12 protein-coding genes are annotated in these 16,399 nt (G+C 72.8%); 6 read left to right on the top strand and 6 right to left on the bottom strand.

From position 1 onward, the window contains the following. Nucleotides 1–45 precede the first annotated feature (45 nt). The 6 genes from ACIQMJ_RS11055 to ACIQMJ_RS11030 all read right to left on the bottom strand — a co-directional run bounded on the left by ACIQMJ_RS11055 (nucleotide 46) and on the right by ACIQMJ_RS11030 (nucleotide 4,249). Nucleotides 46–777 carry a DUF3618 domain-containing protein gene (locus ACIQMJ_RS11055; RefSeq protein WP_499760777.1) on the bottom strand — a complete coding sequence of 244 codons (732 nt, stop codon included), beginning with the start codon at nucleotides 775–777 and terminating at the stop codon, nucleotides 46–48. Beyond that, nucleotides 753–1,340: a phage holin family protein gene (locus ACIQMJ_RS11050; protein ID WP_499760776.1), complete on the bottom strand. Its 588-nt coding sequence runs from the start codon at nucleotides 1,338–1,340 to the stop codon at nucleotides 753–755. Before ACIQMJ_RS11050 ends, ACIQMJ_RS11055 begins: the two co-directional genes overlap by 25 nt. Then, on the bottom strand, nucleotides 1,327–2,022 hold the full coding sequence (locus ACIQMJ_RS11045) for a hypothetical protein (RefSeq protein ID WP_499760775.1): 696 nt from the start codon (nucleotides 2,020–2,022) through the stop codon (nucleotides 1,327–1,329). The genes ACIQMJ_RS11050 and ACIQMJ_RS11045 overlap by 14 nt, the downstream gene beginning before the upstream one ends. A 215-nt stretch (nucleotides 2,023–2,237) precedes the next feature. Further along, on the bottom strand, nucleotides 2,238–2,633 hold the full coding sequence (locus ACIQMJ_RS11040) for an SSI family serine proteinase inhibitor (protein ID WP_499760774.1): 396 nt from the start codon (nucleotides 2,631–2,633) through the stop codon (nucleotides 2,238–2,240). 103 nt (nucleotides 2,634–2,736) lie between these two features. After that, entirely contained in the window at nucleotides 2,737–3,486 is a 750-nt protein-coding gene (locus tag ACIQMJ_RS11035; protein WP_499760773.1) for an SDR family NAD(P)-dependent oxidoreductase, read from the bottom strand. A gap of 223 nt (nucleotides 3,487–3,709) precedes the next feature. Next, complete coding sequence (locus tag ACIQMJ_RS11030; RefSeq protein WP_499760772.1) at nucleotides 3,710–4,249, bottom strand: MOSC domain-containing protein; 540 nt, start codon at nucleotides 4,247–4,249, stop codon at nucleotides 3,710–3,712. A gap of 87 nt (nucleotides 4,250–4,336) precedes the next feature. Between ACIQMJ_RS11030 and ACIQMJ_RS11025 the strand changes: the two genes are divergently transcribed. The 6 genes from ACIQMJ_RS11025 to ACIQMJ_RS11000 all read left to right on the top strand — a co-directional run bounded on the left by ACIQMJ_RS11025 (nucleotide 4,337) and on the right by ACIQMJ_RS11000 (nucleotide 16,394). After that, a complete protein-coding gene (locus ACIQMJ_RS11025; RefSeq protein ID WP_499760771.1) occupies nucleotides 4,337–4,573 on the top strand; it encodes a hypothetical protein in 237 nt (78 codons plus the stop codon). A 266-nt stretch (nucleotides 4,574–4,839) separates the two neighbouring features. Beyond that, nucleotides 4,840–5,826, top strand: coding sequence for a LacI family DNA-binding transcriptional regulator (locus tag ACIQMJ_RS11020; protein WP_499760770.1), 987 nt, complete (start codon nucleotides 4,840–4,842; stop codon nucleotides 5,824–5,826). A 247-nt stretch (nucleotides 5,827–6,073) separates the two neighbouring features. Next, nucleotides 6,074–6,748: a helix-turn-helix domain-containing protein gene (locus tag ACIQMJ_RS11015; protein WP_499760769.1), complete on the top strand. Its 675-nt coding sequence runs from the start codon at nucleotides 6,074–6,076 to the stop codon at nucleotides 6,746–6,748. A gap of 129 nt (nucleotides 6,749–6,877) precedes the next feature. Then, entirely contained in the window at nucleotides 6,878–13,924 is a 7,047-nt protein-coding gene (locus ACIQMJ_RS11010) for an amino acid adenylation domain-containing protein (RefSeq protein ID WP_499760768.1), read from the top strand. Next, nucleotides 13,921–15,081, top strand: coding sequence for an FAD-dependent oxidoreductase (locus ACIQMJ_RS11005; protein WP_499760767.1), 1,161 nt, complete (start codon nucleotides 13,921–13,923; stop codon nucleotides 15,079–15,081). Before ACIQMJ_RS11010 ends, ACIQMJ_RS11005 begins: the two co-directional genes overlap by 4 nt. Next, the gene (locus ACIQMJ_RS11000) at nucleotides 15,081–16,394 is read left to right on the top strand and encodes a phthiocerol/phthiodiolone dimycocerosyl transferase family protein (RefSeq protein ID WP_499760766.1); all 1,314 of its coding nucleotides are present in this window, start codon (nucleotides 15,081–15,083) and stop codon (nucleotides 16,392–16,394) included. Before ACIQMJ_RS11005 ends, ACIQMJ_RS11000 begins: the two co-directional genes overlap by 1 nt. Nucleotides 16,395–16,399 lie beyond the last annotated feature (5 nt).

Genomic DNA, 16,399 nt, shown 5'->3' with positions numbered 1-16,399 from the left:
GGGTGGGGTCGGCGCTGCTCGCGGACGGGGGTTGCGCGGACGGGGTTACTGGCTGCGGAGCTCGGACTTGACCTGCTGACCCGATTCGCGGGCGTGCTGGCCGACTTCCTGGGCCGAGCCCTTGGCCTGCTCCACGGTCGTCTGCGTGGCCTCCTGGGCGACCTGCTTGACCTGCTCCGCGGCCTCGCCGACCACGGTGCTCGCGTCGTCCTTCAACTTCTGCGCGGACTCGGTGAGGGCTTCCTTCACCGGCTCCATCGCGCCGCCCGCGCGCTCGCTGAGCTGCCGCACCGCGTCCTGCTCCGCCCGCGTCGCCGGGATCAGCGTCGCGACCAGCGCACCGGCGCCGAACGCGATCAGCCCCGCCGCCAGCGGGTTGCCGCGGGCCTGCTGCCGGGCCTGCTCGGGCGCCTGCTGGACGGCGTGCGCGGCCTCCTGGGCCTTCTCGCCGACCGCGGACGCGGCCTGCTGCGCCTTGTCACCGACCGTAGAGGCCGCGTACTGAGCCTTGTCGCTCACGGTCGACGCGGCGCCCTGCGCCCGCTCGCCGACCGTGGAGGCCATGCCCGACGTGCGGTCCTGCAGGGTCGAGGCGGTCTCCGGAACCGTGCCCATGACTCGCTCCTTCAACGTGCTCATCCGGTGTCGCACCCGGTCCACCCGGCGCTGGGCGATGTTGCGCGGCCTGGTGTGGTCGACGATCCGGTTGGCGTCCGCCACCAGCTCCGCGCGAGTCCGGTCGATGTCCTGCCTTATTTGGTCGGGTGACGGGCCCATTCCACGTCCTCCTTCAACGTCTCGATGGTGCGCTCCGGCTTCGGGTTGACCTTCCGCAGCCGCGAGCGGCCCGCGGAGAACAGGGCGAACCCGGCGATGCCCCACAGCACGGCGACGACGAGCGTCGCCCAGCCCAGCCCCATGAACGTCGCCAGGCCGAAGGCCAGCGCCAGGCTGAGCAGGACCGCGGTCATGTACCCGGCGAACCCGGCCGCGCCCAGCATCCCGGCGGCCTTGCCCGCCTTGCCGGCTTCCTGCCTGATCTCGGCCTTGGCCAGTTCGAGCTCCTGGCGCATCAGCCGCGACAGGTCCTCGGTCAGGTCACCGATGAGCCGGCCCAACGAGGTGTCCTCGTCGGCGGGCACCGCGCCGTGCGGAACCGCGTCGTGCGGCACTCCGCCGTGCGGCACCCCACCACCGTGGGGCACCGCACCGGGAGGCGGCATGGCACCGGGAGGCGGCACCGCGCCGGGCGGCACCGCGCCCCCGGGTGGCACGGCGCCACTCGGCATGCGGGTCTCCGGCACCCGGCCGCCCGTCATCCGGGTCTCAGCGCTGGACATACGGCGATCCCTCCGGCTGGTAGGGGGCGCGCGGCGACGGCGTCGGGTGGTCGGCCGGGATCTGCGGCGCCAACGTGCCGTACTCCGACAGCATCGGGGCCGGAGCGGGCGACGACGGCGGCACGGCGGTCGGCGTGGTCACCGGCGTGGTCGGCGTGTGGTCGGTGTAGCCGTGCTGCGGCTGCGGCTGCCGGGACTGCGACTGGTCGGGACCGCTCATGCTCTTCGCGGCGCGGGCGACCAGGAAACCGGCCACCGCCGCGCCGATCAGGAACGTGCCCGGCTTGCGCCGCGCGAAGTCCTGCGCCGTGTCCAGCAGCCCGCGCGCACCCCGTTCGTCGAGGTAGCGCGCCGCCTGCCGACCGGCGTCGGAGACCTGGCGCAACGCGCCCGCGGTCAGCGAGTCGGGACCGGAGCCGTCGGCCATGGAGCCCAGCTCGTCCGCGATCCGGTCGATCTGCCGCGACACCCGCCGCGCCTGCTCCTCGGCCTCGGTGGCGACGCGTTCCCGCATGTCGCGCACCACGTGCTTGGCCTGGCCCGTCGCCTCGTGGGCCACCTGGCCGACCTGCTCACGCGCGGTCGAACGCACCTCTCCGACGGCCTGCCTGGCGTGCTGCGCCACGGCCGTGCCCTCCTGTCCCGCGGTCTCGCGGACCGCACCCACCTGGTTCTCGTCCACGACTGACTCCTCAAGGTCGGGGTGCTCTCGCCTACCGACCTACCCCGGTGGCGGAGGGCTAACCTTGTTCGCAACAACAAACATCCCGGCCCCACGCACCGTGGCCGTCCGGTGACGGGGAACAGTCGGCGAATGTGTGACGACCCCGCGGCCGGGGCTCGGCCGCGGGGTCGTGACAGATTATTCGGACAGGTGGACGGAAAAGGCGGTCGCGGTTAGAACGAGAAGACCGTGCCGGTCTCCTGCTCCATCACGCACCGGTTCGGGAATTCCTCGACATAACGCACCGGCTCACCGCGCCACGAGCCGAACGCGATCGCGGTCACGGGGCGGTAGTCGAAGGTGCACAACTGCGGGTCGGTGCCGGGCAACTGGGTGAAGTCACCGCCGGCGGCCGCGATCTCGCCGCACGCCACCTGCGCCAACCGGTGCTCGCCGGCCGCCGGGTCGCAGGTCAGCCGGGTCGTCTCGACCCCGGTCTCCTCCTGGTGGACCGCCAGCACGAGATCGGTCTCCGGCGGCGCGGCGGACGCCGTTCCGGTGGCGATCAGCGGAGCGGCCAGCAGGCCGGAGGCGAACAAGGACGCCATGAGGGTTCGTGTTCGTCGCATGGCACCGGGGTGACCCGATCGAGTGGTGGATATTCGAGCGGAATCGCATCTCACCGGGATGTCGTAATCTGTGAATTAACATTTCCAATTCGTCGCGAATAGCTCACCAGGTGGGTCGCGAGCTGATCCCGCCGTCTACTACCAGGTCGTTTCCGGTGATCCATGACGCCATCGGCGAGGCGAGGAAAACGCAGGCGTCACCAACGTCCTCGGGTCGACCGAGCCGTCCGAGCGGCGCGGCGCGGGTCCACCGGTCGACCCCGTCGGGCCACTCGTCGGCGAGCCCCGGCCGGTCGATCAGCCCGGGGGAGACGGTGTTGACCCGGATGCCCCGCGGGCCGTACTCGAGGGCGGCCGAGCGCGCGTGCATGATGAGCGCGGCCTTCGACGCGCTGTAGTGCGCGTGCCCGGCGGCGGGGTGCGTGCCCTCGATCGACGCGATGTGCGTGACCGACCCGCCGGCCGGCAGCACCTCCGCCGCCGCTTGGGTGCAGCAGAACGCGCTGGTGAGGTTGAGGTCCACCACCTCGCGCCACTGGGCCGCCGTCATGCCCGCGAGGTCTCGCACCGGCTGCACGCCGGCGTTGTTCACCAGGGCGTCCAACCGGCCGTCCCACTCGGCGGCCTCGTGCACCAGACGACGGCACTCGTCCTCGTCCGCGAGGTCGGCGTGCGCGCCGACGGCCCTGCCGCCGGCGGCCGTGATGTCGGAGACGAGCGCGGTGACGTCGCTGTGCCGGGTGTGGGCCACCACGGCCGCGCCGGCTCGCGCGAACCGCAGCGCGATCCCGCGTCCGATGAGCCCGCCGGCTCCCGTGACGAGCACGACCTTGCCCGCGAGGAGTTGTGCCACGGGTGCGGAGGGTAGTCCGGTCGGCTCATCCGGAAGACCGGGCCGTGCGGGCGGAACGGGAGCGGCCGTCGACCGGGTCGGGCACGCCGATCAGGTCCTGGGGCGCGAGCTGGGTGCCGAGCAGCGTCACGCAGTCCAAGCCGGGGGACTCGGCGAACTCGCGGACGAGCGAGGATTCGGGTTCCGGCGGGCGAAGTCGATCCGTTGTGGAGCGGGCCCCTCGTCAGACGGGGGCGAGGGGGAGGTGGGGTTCGGACGGGAGCTCGACGCGGATGTCGTCGCCGGGGCGCACTTCGCCGCCCACCAGGACGATCGACATGATGCCCGCCTTGCGGACGACGTTGCCGTCCTCGTCGCGGCCGACGACCTCCTTGAGCAGACCGGCTTGGAACGCCTCGATCTGCGGGCACGGGTTGCGCAGACCGGTCACCTCGACGACGGCGTGGGGGCCGAGGTGCAGCCGCGTGCCGGTCGGCAGCCCGAGCAGGTCGACGCCGCGGGTGGTGATGTTCTCGCCCAGTTGGCCCGGGGCGACGGCGAAGCCGTGGGCGTTCAGCTCGTCGTGCAGCTCGGCGTGCATGAGGTGCACCTGGCGCAGGTTCGGCTGGGTCGGGTCGCGCTTGACGCGTGACCGGTGCTTCACCGTGACGCCTTGGTGCACGTCGCCCTCGACGCCGAGACCCGCGAGGAGCGTGATCGAGTCCTGGTTGGGCTTGGTGAACGTGTACTCCCCGCTCCGGCTCACGGCCGCGATCGTCCCCATGGGACTGACCTTACCGAAGTAAGACTTCCGGGTGCTGCGGCGATAGAGGAGGTGCACAACCTCTTCTGGGGACGACGGTGAAAGATCATGGATGACGAGTTGAACCACTGGGCACGGGCGCTGCTGCGGGCGATCGCGGCGGGGCGGGCCGAGGTGACGCGGAGCAGTGAGCCGGATCTGAAGGTGGACGGGTTGCTGTGCAGCGACCAGGTGGCGGCGCGGGAGTTGGCGCACGCCGGGTTGGTCCGTCCGGCGCAGCGGGATGCGGCCGGGGTGTGGGTGCGGGCGGAGTTGACGCCGCAGGGGCGGGCGGTGTTGGCCTGAGGGTTGGGGCGGCTCGGGGGGCGGCTCAGGGATTCGGAGCAGGCTGCGGGCGGCTCGGGCGGGTCGGTGCGAGTCCGGCTCGTGGCCAGTCCGTTGGGGTGGGGTTCGCTGGGTGGGTTCGGTGGTGGCTCGGATGGGTGCGTCTGACCGGTGTGTCCGGGTTGTGGTGGGGTGGTCGGGTCTTGACGCTGTGTGCACGGGGCGGTTGACTGCGTGTCCGGAACCGGTTTCGGTACCGGTTACGGGGCCTAGTCGAGGAGTGCACAGTGCGAGTGACGATCGCCGAAGTCGCCCAGCGTGCCCAGGTGAGCAAGGCGACCGTGTCCCGTGTGCTCAACGGCAAACCGGATGTGGACGCGGCGACGGCGGCGCGGGTGCGGCAGGTCATCGCGGATGTCGGGTACGTGCCCAGTGCCCGTGCGGTGGGGTTGGCGCGGGGGCGGGCGCGGACGGTGGGGATGTTGGTGCCCTCGTTGACCTGGCCGTGGACCGGTGAGGTGGTGCAGGGGGCGGTCGACGAGCTGGAGGCGGAGGGGTACGGGCTCCTGCTCTACACGGTGAACCGGGGGTCCGAGTCGTTGGCGCAGTTCGCCAGTCACGTGTCGGCGAAGGCGTTCGACGGGTTGTTGGTGATAGAGCCGCCGGACACGTTGAGCTACATCGAGACGTTGCACGACCAGGGGTTGCCCGTGGTCATGATCGACGACCGGGGGAGCCGGCCCGGGTTCCCCTCGGTGTGCACGACGAACCGGGAAGGGGCGCAGGCGGCGGCGCAGCACCTGGTGGCGGCGGGGCGGACCGGGTTCGCGGTGGTGACCGGGCCGGCGAACTTCGGGTGCGTGCGCGAGCGGTTGGACGGGTTCCTGGACGCGTTGGGGGAGGCCGGGGTGCACGTCGACCCGCGGTTGGTGGTGGAGGGTGACTTCGGGACGGACCGGGGTGCGGTGGCGACCGAGAAGCTGCTCTCGACGGGGTTGCGGTTCGACGCGGTGTTCGCGCACAACGACCTGTCGGCGCTGGGTGTGATGCGGGCGCTGAACGCCGTGGGGCGGAAGGTGCCCGATGACGTGGCGGTGGTCGGGTTCGACGACATACCCATCGCGGCGCACGCCGAGCTGACGACGGTGCGCCAGCCGATGCGGGAGATGGGCGAGGCCGCGGCACGGCTGTTGCTGGCCCGGTTGGAGGGTGCGGCGCCGAGCCGGGAGCCCGTGGTGCTGCCGACGACTTTCGTCGCCCGCCGTTCGGGCTGATCGCTCACCCGTTATCAGGAACGCCGGCGCCGTGCCTTAGCCCGGATGTCGGTCGCACGCGCTCCCTATTGGTCCGTCTGGACGGGTGCACGCTCATGTGGCGGTTGGTTGACTCGAAGCCGTGTACCAGGCTCGTCACCGAACGTGACGGGCCGTGCATCGTCGCAGAACCCTGGGGGAAGTGTTCATGGCACCGCAACAGGAGTTAACCCACCCTGCCCCGCTCATCCCTGCCCAAGACCACCACGTGCGCGTGCGCCTCGACGGTGACGTGCCGGACGCCGAGGAGGCCACCTACCTGGCGGCCGTGACGGTCGACTTCACCACGTGCGCGGACGGGCCCGACCGGCGCAGACAGGTCTGCGCCGACGTGCTGGACCGCTGCACGGGCCACCTCGTCACACCGGGGTGCGTCACCGCCCTGGTCTCCGGCTCCTCGCCGCACACCGTCCGCGCCGAGCAGGACCGGTTGGTGCGCCGGTGGGAGAAGCTGGTCGCGAACCTGCCGATCGGCGTCTCGCGGGTCGGTCGCGGCGCGGAGCGGGACGAGTTGGTGGCCGAGGCGCGGCGGGCGGCCACGTACGCGAGCCTGGCCCTGGCGGCCAGCCCGACCAGCGTGGACGCGCACCCGCTGGAGGAGGCCATGCTCGCCAACGGCGAGCTGTCGTCCACGATGACGGCCCTGCTCGACCCGCTGGCCGACCACCAGGACTTCATCCACACGCTGTACCTGTACCTGGCGTTCGACCGGGACCGGCAGCGGGTGGCGCGGCACCTGACGGTGCACCCGCGCACGGTGGACTACCGGCTGCGCCGCATCGCCGCGCTGACCGGCCTGCACCCGCAGACGGTCTCGGGCGCGGGGAAGCTGCTCGCGGCGCTCATCAGCCGGACGCACCACCGGCTCGCGGCACAGCGCTGAACCGGGCGAAACGCCCTTCTTTGTCCTGGGTGACATTTGTGCCAAGTGACAAACGTCGCCGCTGGAATCGCGCGAGGGGCCTTGATACGGTTGCCCCGCTAGCCGGCGCGGAATCGCGGATCATGTTCGGTGCAGCACACTGGGGGCTCGGTGGGTAGTACTGCTCGTTTTCGACTGTCGCCTTACCAACGAGACATCTGGGTGGCCGGGGCTCAATTTCCGGAGCTGGACCAGTACACCGTCTTCATTTATGACCGCTACCGCGGTGACGTGGACCAGGACCGCCTGGTCCAGGCCATGGTGGCGGCGGCGCAGCGGACCGACGCATTTCGGCTTCGCTTTTCCGAAGACGACGGGGAGCCGTACCAGTGGCTCGCCGACGACGCGGAATTCTCGGTTCGCCGGGTGCGGTTGAATCGGGAATCCGAAGTGGAACGGTGGTTCCGTGATGAATTTTCAACTACCTATGACCTGACCGGTGACCGGCTGGTGGATCTCGTCCTGCTGAACGCGGGCGAGAGCGTGTACGCATATGTCCGCACGCACCACGTGATCTGTGACGCGTGGGGTCTGCAACTGTTCTTGACGCGGGTGCGCGAGGAGTACCTGGGCGTCGCCGACGAGCACGCGCCGTCGTTCGCCGAGCTGACCGCGGCGGACACCTACGAGGGGTCCGAGCGGCACGAGGAGGACCGCGAGTTCTTCCGGCAGGCCCTGGCCGGTGTCGAGCCCGTGCTGTTCACGCGGCGCAGCCCGCGGGGCGGCCGGCGGATGCGCCGGTACTCGTTCCCGCTGGAGCGGTCGCTGGTCAACGCCATCCGCGACCGCGGCGAGTCGCCGTTCGTGGTGTTCTCCGCCGCCGTCGCGCTGTACCTGGCGAAGGTGCACCAGGTCGACGAGGTGGTGCTCGGCGTGCCCGTGCTCAACCGCTCGGGCGGGCGGGCCAAGCAGACCGTCGGCCAGTTCGCCAACACGCTGCCGATGCGCGTGGGCACCGCGGCCGGGCTGACCGTGGACGGGCTGCTGTCCCGGGTGCGGCAGGACACCAGGGCGTTGTTGAAGCACCAGCGGCTGCCCCTGGGCGAGCTGGCCCGCGAACCGCTGTTCGACGTCACGGTGGCCTACCTGGGCAAACCGCCCGCGACGCCCGGCCTGTCCTACGAGACCGTGGCCCGGACGCACGGCCACGACCAGGACGCGCTGGCGATCTGGGTCTCGGAGTTCGACCGCGCCGAGGACCCGAGGGTCGACCTGGAGTGCGCGACCGACGTGTTCGACGCGGACTTCCCGATCGAGGCCGCGGCACGGCACATCCAGGTCCTCTTCCGGGCGCTGGCCACCTCGACCGGGGTGTCGGTCGGCGAGCTGGACCCGTTGTCGGAGCAGGAGCGGCACGACCTCGTGCACGCGCACAACGCCACCGACGCGCCGTTCCCCGACGACGTGACCCTGCCCGAGCTGTTCGCCCGCCAGGCGGAGCGGACGCCGGAGCGCGTCGCGCTGGTCCAGCCGGACGGCGTCACCGCCACCTACGCCGAGCTGGCCGCACGGGTGAACGCGGTCGCCGCGGCGCTGCGGGCGCAGGGCGTGACGCGGGACGACCCGGTGGCCGTGCTGGTCGAACGGGGACCGCACCTGCTGCCCGCGGTGCTGGGCGCGCAGCTCGCGGGCGGCGCGTACGTGCCGGTCGACCCGACCTACCCGGCCGAGCGGGTGCGGCTGCTGCTGGAGGACAGCGGCGCGAAGGTCGCGCTCGTCGGTGACGTCGAGGTGGACGCCGCCGCGCTGGGCTCGGTCGGCACGGTCCTGCGGGTGGCCGACGTGCCGCCCGCGCACGCGGTGCAGCCGCAGGCCGCGCCGGGTGACCTGGCCTACGTCATCTACACGTCGGGGTCCACCGGGCGACCCAAGGGCGTGATGGTCGAGCACCGGTCGGTGGTGAACCGGCTGTGGTGGATGCAGCGCCGGTACCCGATCGGCGAGCACGACGTGCTGCTCCAGAAGACCCCGGTGTCGTTCGACGTGTCGGTGTGGGAGCTGTTCTGGTGGGGTTTCACCGGCGCCCGCCTGTCGCTGCTGCCGCCCGGCGCGGAGAAGGACCCGCGGGAGGTGCTGCGGGCGGTCGAGCGCGACGGCGTCACGGTGATCCACTTCGTGCCGTCGATGTTCGCGCCGCTGCTGGAACTGCTCGAGGACGACCCGGGCGCGCGGCGGGCGGCGTCGTCGTTGCGGCTGGTGTTCTGCAGCGGCGAGGCGTTGCCGCCCGCGCAGGTCGCCCGGTTCAACCGGGTGTTCGGCGACTCCGCGCGGCTGGTCAACCTCTACGGGCCGACCGAGGCCACGGTCGACGTCTCGGCGTACGACTGCCCGCCCGGCACGCCCGCGCGCGTCCCGATCGGGTGGCCCATCGACAACATCCGGCTGCACGTGCTCGACCGCGCGGGCAGGCCGCAGCCCGTGGGCGCGCCCGGCGAGCTGCACATCGGCGGCGTCGGCGTGGCGCGCGGCTACCTGAACCAGCCGGCGCTCACCGCCGAGCGGTTCGTGCCCGACCACCTCACCGGCCGCGGCACGCTCTACCGCACCGGAGACCGGGCGCGCCGCCTGGCCGACGGTGCGATCGAGTACCTGGGCCGGGTGGACGACCAGGTGAAGATCCGCGGCAACCGGGTCGAGCCGGGCGAGGTGCGCGACCACGTGGCCGCGCTGCCGGGCGTGCGCGAGGCCGCCGTGGTCGACCGGCACTCCGAGGCGCTGGGCACCCACCTGGTCGCCTACTACGTGGCCGACGAGGAGCTGGACCCCGCCGAGCTGCGGGCGGTGATGGCGCGGGCGGTGCCGGAGCACCTGATCCCGGCGTTCTTCACCCGGATCGACGCGATCCCGCTGTCACCCAACGGGAAGCTGGACCGCCGGCGGCTGCCGGAGGTCGTCACCGCGCCGCGGGACGGCCGGCCGCGCACGCCGGTCGAGGCGGAGCTGGCGCAAGTGTGGGCCGAGGTGCTCGGCGTGCCCGAGGTCGGCGTCCACGACAACTACTTCGCGCTGGGCGGCGACTCGATCGTCATGCTGCGGCTGCGGGCCCGCGCGCAGCGCCGCGGCCTGCGGTTCGAACCGGCCGACCTGATGAGCCACCCCACCGTCGCGGAGCTGGCCGGTCGGCTCTCGGCCACCGTCGCGCCCGAGGCGCGGCTGGCGCCGTTCGAGTTGGTGTCCGAAGTGGACCGGCCGCGGCTGTCCGGGCTGGCCGACGCGTTCCCGGTCAACCGGCTCAGCCTCGGGCTGCTGTTCCACTCCAGCCGGCACCCGGACTCGTCGGTCTACCACGACGTGTTCCGCTACCGGTTCGACGTCGAGTGGGACGAGCAGGCGCTGCGGCGGGCGTTCGACACCGTGCTGGCCCGGCACCCGGCACTGCGGTCGTCGTTCGACCTGGCGGGTTTCTCCGAGCCGCTGCAACTGGTGCACGAGCACGTCACCGGCGGGCTGGAGGTCGTGGACCTGCGCGGGCGGGCCGACGCGGAGGACGTGATCTCCCGGCACGTCGAGCAGCGCCGGTTCCACCGCTACGAGCTGGACCGCGCGCCGCTGCACCTGTTCACCGCGTTCGTCCGGGACGACGCGCTGGACCTGGTGCTCAGCTTCCACCACGCGATCCTCGACGGCTGGAGCGTCGCCAACGTCATCGTCGAGCTGATGACGCTCTACCGGGGCGACCCCGCGCCGCCCGCCGCGCCGTCGCCCGCGTGGCAGGTGCGCGAGGAGCGCCGGGCGCTGACCTCGCCGGAGGCCGCGCGCTACTGGGCGGACCTGCTCGACGGCGCGGCGATGACCGCGCTGGACGGGTTCCGCGCGCACGAGCCGGTGGAGGAGCCGCGGTTCGCGTCCCACCGGGTCGACCTGCCCGCGGAGCTGCTCGACCGGGTCCGGGCGACCGCGGCCGAGCACTCGCTGCCGGTCAAGTCCCTCGTGCTGGCCGCGCACTGCCTGACCCTGCACCTGTTCTCCCGCGCCGGCACGGTGGTCACCGGCGTCGTCGCGCACGGCAGGCCGGACCTGCCCGAGGCCGACCGGATGGTGGGCCTGTTCCTCAACACCGTCCCGGTCCGCACGGACGTCGACGGCCGCAGCCGGCTCGACGTGGCCCGGGAGCTGTTCCGGCAGGAGCGCGACGGGCACGGGCACCGGCGGTTCCCGCTCAGCGCGATCCAGCAGGCGCACGGCGGCGTGCTCCAGACCGCGTTCAACTTCGTGGACCTGCACGTGCTGGAGCCGCTGCGGGAGCTGGCCGACCTGCGGGTGTGGGAGGAGACGAACTTCTCGCTGTTCGTCAACGTCATCGCCGACCCGGTCGGCGACGGCACGTTCCTGCGGGTCGACACCGACGGCCGCACGATCACCCGGGACCAGGCCGCGCTGATCGCCGACACCTACGTCGGCGTGCTGCGCGAGCTGGTGGCCGACCCGCACGGCGCGGTCGACTTCGGGTTCCTCGCGCCGCGCCGGGACGTCGTGCCGCACCCCGAGCCGCTGGTCGACGTGGTCACCCGGTTCACGCGGCAGGCGCGGGCCACGCCGGACGAGCCGGCCGTCACGTTCGGCGACGAGCACGCGTGGACGTACCGGGGGCTGGAGCGGGTGTCCCGCTCGGTGGCGACCCGGCTGCTCGCCGGCGGCGCGGAACCCGGCGCGACCATCGGCGTGGCGCTCAACCGGTCGCCGGAGATGATCGCGGTGATCTGGGGCGTGCTGCGGGCCGGGCTGGTGTGCGTGCCGCTGGACGTGAGCTACCCGGCGCACCGGCTCGCGCTGATCCTGGACACGGCCCGGCCGTACCGGGTGGTCGCGCACCCCGAGCACGCGCACGTGGCGCAGGACGACGCGATCGTCATCCCGGTCGCGGACGTGACCGCCGAGCACGACGCGGACGTGGAGCTGCCCACGCCGGAGCTGGACGACCTGGCGCTGCTGCTGTTCACCTCCGGGTCGACCGGCCGGCCCAAGGGCGTCGAGCTGACCCACCGGATGTGGGCCGGGTACACGCAGTGGCAGCTGCGCGTGCCCAGCGGCGAACCGGGCCTGCGCACGCTCCAGTTCGCGCCGCTGAGCTTCGACATGTCGTTCCAGGAGATCTTCTCCACCCACTGCGGCGGCGGTGAGCTGCGGCTGGTGACCGACGAGACGCGGCTCGACCCGATCGCGCTGCTCAAGCTGCTCGACCGGCACGCGGTGCAGCGGGTGCTGCTGCCCGCGGTGGCGTTCCAGCGGTTGGCGGAGGCGTCCAACGCGGTGGGCGTGCGGCCGGGCGCGTTGCGCGTGGTCGTGTCGTCCGGCGAGCAGATGCGGATCACCGAGGAGGTGCGCGCGTTCGCCGCGGCGGTGCCGGGTCTGATGCTGGAGAACCAGTACGGGCCGACCGAGACCCACCAGGTCACCTACCACACGCTGACCGGCGACCCGGCCCGCTTCCCCGACCTGCCGCCGATCGGCCGGCCGCTGGACGGCGTCGAGGTGCAGGTGCTCGACGCGGACCTGCGGCCCCTTCCGGTCGGCGTCACCGGCGAGATCTTCCTCGGCGGCGACTGCCTGGCCCGCGGCTACCACCGCGCGCCCGACCTCACCCGGGAGCGGTTCCTGCCGCACCCGTGGCGCGAGGGCGCGCGGCTGTACCGCACCGGCGACCTGGGCCGGCTGCTGCCCGACGGCAGCGTGATCTGGCTCGGCCGCGCCGACACGCAGGTGAAGGTGCGCGGGTTCCGCATCGAGCCCGCCGAGGTGGAGCTGGCGATCATGCGCCAGGCCGAGCGGCACACCGGCCTGCGCGGCGCGGCCGTGGTGGCCCGCAGGCGGCCCGACGGCGACGCGTTCCTGGCCGCGTTCCTCACCGGCGAGGCCGACGGCGTGGACATGGCGGACCTGACCGGGTCGTTGCGCGCGGAGCTGCCGGAGTACATGGTGCCGTCGTACTTCGGATGGCTGGACGCGTTCCCGCTGACGCCCAGCGGCAAGCGCGACGACGCGGCGCTGCGGGAGATCCCGCTGACCCGCGACGACTCCACCGAGCGGGTCGCGCCGCGCGACGAGTACGAGCGCAACCTGGCCGAGGTCTTCACCGAGCTGCTCGACGTGTCCGAGATCGGCGTGGACGACGACTTCTTCGCCAACGGCGGCACGTCGTTGACCGCGATGCGGCTCGTCGTCACCATCGAGAAGCGCTACGGCGTCGGCGTACCGCTGGCCGCGCTGATCGAGACGCCGACCGTGGCGGGCCTGGCCGAGCGGCTGCGGGTGAAGTCGGCGGTGGCGGAGTTCGACCCGCTGGTGCCGATCCGCCGCGACGGCGACCGGCCGCCGCTGTTCCTGGTGCACCCGCTGGGCGGGCACGTGCTGTGCTACCTGCCCATCGCCCGCCACCTGCCGCCGGACCAGCCGGTCTACGCGTTGCAGGCCGCGGGCAGCGACCAGGGCAGCACGCCCGCCCGGTCCATCGAGGAGATGGCGGCCGCCTACCTGGCCGCGATCCGGCGCGTGCGGCCGGAGGGCCCGTACGTGCTGGGCGGCTGGTCGTTCGGCGGGTTCGTCGCCTACGAGATGGCGCGCGTGCTGCGGGCCGAGGACCCGGACGCGGTGGCGGAGCTGGTGCTGCTCGACTCGATCACCATGCGCCGCGACCACGAGGTGACGGTGGGCGACGACGCGCTGATGGAGTTCTTCTACTGGGAACTGGTGTGGTTCGAGCGCAGCCTGGACGCGGTCGAGCAGTTGCCGGCGGAGTTCTCCGAGGACGAGAAGCTGGACCGCGTCCTGGACCGCGCGATGAGCACCGGCGTGCTGCCCTGGGGCACCTCGCGCGCCACCGTGAAGCGGCTGTACGAGCTGTTCCGGGCCAACTGGCGGGCGTTGCTGGACTACCGGCCGCCGGTGACCGACCTGGACGTGACGCTGCTGCGCGCGGACGGGCCGCTGCCCGACTCGCTCAAGCCGATGCACCGGGCCGCGGGCACGCTGCACGCCGAACCCGACAACGGGTGGCGGCACTGGACCACCGGCCGGCTCGACGTCGTCACCGTGTCCGGCGACCACCTGGTGCTGATGGACGAGCCGCACGTCGCGGGCGTCGCCGACGCCATCACCACGCTGCTGAGCCCGAACCGGGCCGAGGGGACCGCACCGTGAGCAAGCGCAAGAAGATCGTCATCGTCGGCGCGGGCATGGGCGGCCTGACGGCCGCCGCCGCGCTGGGCCGGGCCGGGTTCGAGGTCGAGGTGTACGAGCGGGCCCGCGAGCTGCGCCCGGTCGGCTCGGCGCTGTCGCTGATGAGCAACGCGCTCACCGCGCTGGCCGCGGTCGGCGTCACGCCCGAGTTCACCGGCCGGTCGCTGGTGTTCGAGTCGCTGAGCTTCCTGACCAAGCGCGGCCGTCCGATCAGGACGATCCACTTCGGTGAGCTGGCCCGGCGGATCGGGCAGCCGAACCTGGCCATCCACCGGGCGAGCCTCCAGCAGGCGCTGCTGGAGCAGGCGTCGGACGCGAAGTTCGAGTTCGGCGCCACCGCCAGCGGCTACACCCACGACGGCGACGGCGTGGTGGTCTCGTTCGACGACGGCCGGGAGGTCCGCGCCGACGTGCTGATCGGCGCGGACGGCTTCAACTCCGCCATCCGCCGCACGATCGCCGGCCCCGAGCGGCCCCTGGACTACAACTACGTGGTGTGGCGGGCGACGCCCAAGTTCAGCCACCCCAGGGTCACGCACGCCTACGCGGCCCACTACTGGGGTCGCGGCCAGCGGTTCGGCCTGGTCGACATCGGCGGCGGCGACGTCTACTGGTGGGGCACGAAGAACATGCCCGCCGAGCAGGCGGCCGACTGGCGCGGCGGCAAGGCGGGCGTGCAGCGGCTCTACGCCGGCTGGGCCGACGAGGTGCAGCAGGTCATCGCGGCCACCCCCGAGGAGGGCATCACCAGCCTGCCCGCGCAGGACCGGCCGTTCCTGGAGCAGTGGGGCGACGGGCCGGTGACCCTGCTCGGCGACGCCGCCCACCCGATGCTGACCAGCCTCGGCCAGGGCGCGGCCATCGCGATCGAGGACGGCGCGGTGCTCGCCCACTGCCTCAAGACCATCGACGACCCGCGGGCCGCGCTGCGCGCCTACGAGGACCGCCGGCGCGACCGGGCGCGCGGCATGGTGCTGGCCTCGCGCGGGCTCAGCCGCACCGAGCAGCTCCAGAACCCGTTCCAGACCTTCGCCCGCGGCCTGTACTTCCGGTTCGTCCCCGAGAAGACGCTCGACCGGCAGAACGAGCAGGCCCTGATCTTCCCCGGAGTCGAGTGATGGCCACGCCGATCCGCCCGCTGTCCCCGGTGGAGCGCTGGTACTGGATGTGCGACCAGCTCTCCACGCTCAACGTCATCTCCCGCACCAGGGTGCGCGGCGGGCTGCCCGCCGACGTGCTGCGCCGCGGCCTGGACGCCGTGCAGGCCAGGCACCCGTTCCTGCGGCTGGCCATCGTGGCCGACGACGGCCTGGACCCGCGCTGGGTGCCCACCGACCGGCCGATCCCGTTGCGGCACGTGCGGCGCGAGCACGACGACCAGTGGGTGCGCGAGGTCAACGAGCGCGAGCTGCTCGACCGCGTCGACCCGGCCACCGGTCCGCTCGCCCGCGCCGTGGTGATCAGCGGCGACGACGACGTGCACGACCTGCTGGTGGTCGTGCCGCACATCATCGCCGACGGCACGACCGTGATCACGCTGGCGCAGCAGTGGCTGGAGCTGGCCGCCGCCGGCGGCCCGGTGGAGTCCTACCGCGAGCTGCCGCCGCCCGACGAGCTGCGCCCCGCCCGGCACACCGGCGAGGAGGGCGCGGCCCGGCTCGCCGAGCAGACCGCCCGCGACGAGGAGCTGATGGCGCGCACCGAGCCGGGCCGGGTCGAGCCGACCACCCGCGTGCCGCTGGACGAGCGCCGGTCCCGCCTGCTGCACCGCGAGCTGACCGGCGAGCAGGTGGACGCGGTGGCCCGCGCGGCGCGCGAGCACGGCACGACCGTGCACGGCGCGATCACCGCGGCGCTGGTGCGGGCCGCGGCGGCGGACGCGGGCGGCGGCCACGGCCACTTCGCGGTGGGCTCGCCGATCGACTTCCGCGGCGAGCTGGAACCGCCCGTGCGGCCCGACGAGGTGGGCACCTACGTGGCCACCGTGCCGTCCGTGGTGGACCCGGCGCTGCCGTTCTGGGAGCTGGCCCGCGCGATCACCGACGACCTGACCGGGCGCAAGGCGAAGGGCGACCACTTCAACCTCGTCACGATGGTGGTCGGCGCGTGCCCGCCGTCGTTGGCCGAGGCGCGGCCGTTCATGGAGTTCATGGAGGCCAACGGGCCGATCAACCTGTGCTCGTCCAACATCGGCCGGTACGCGTTCCCCGACCGCATCGGGCCGTGGCAGGTGTCGGACGCGCAGTTCCTCACCGGCATCTCGGTCAACGGCTACTTCGTGGCCACGATCAACTCCAGCCACGGCCGCCTGTTCTGGAACTTCACCTACATCGCCGACGCGGTGCCGGACGAGCGCGCGCGGCGGATGGCGGACGACTCGCTGGACACCCTGCTGTCGGAGATCACCCAGAGTTCGCCCGCGGGCGCGTGAGGAGT

The sequence above is a fragment of the Actinosynnema sp. NPDC091369 genome (assembly GCF_044757065.1).
GTDB lineage: Bacteria > Actinomycetota > Actinomycetes > Mycobacteriales > Pseudonocardiaceae > Actinosynnema.
This window is presented reverse-complemented; position numbering and strand designations above follow the sequence as displayed.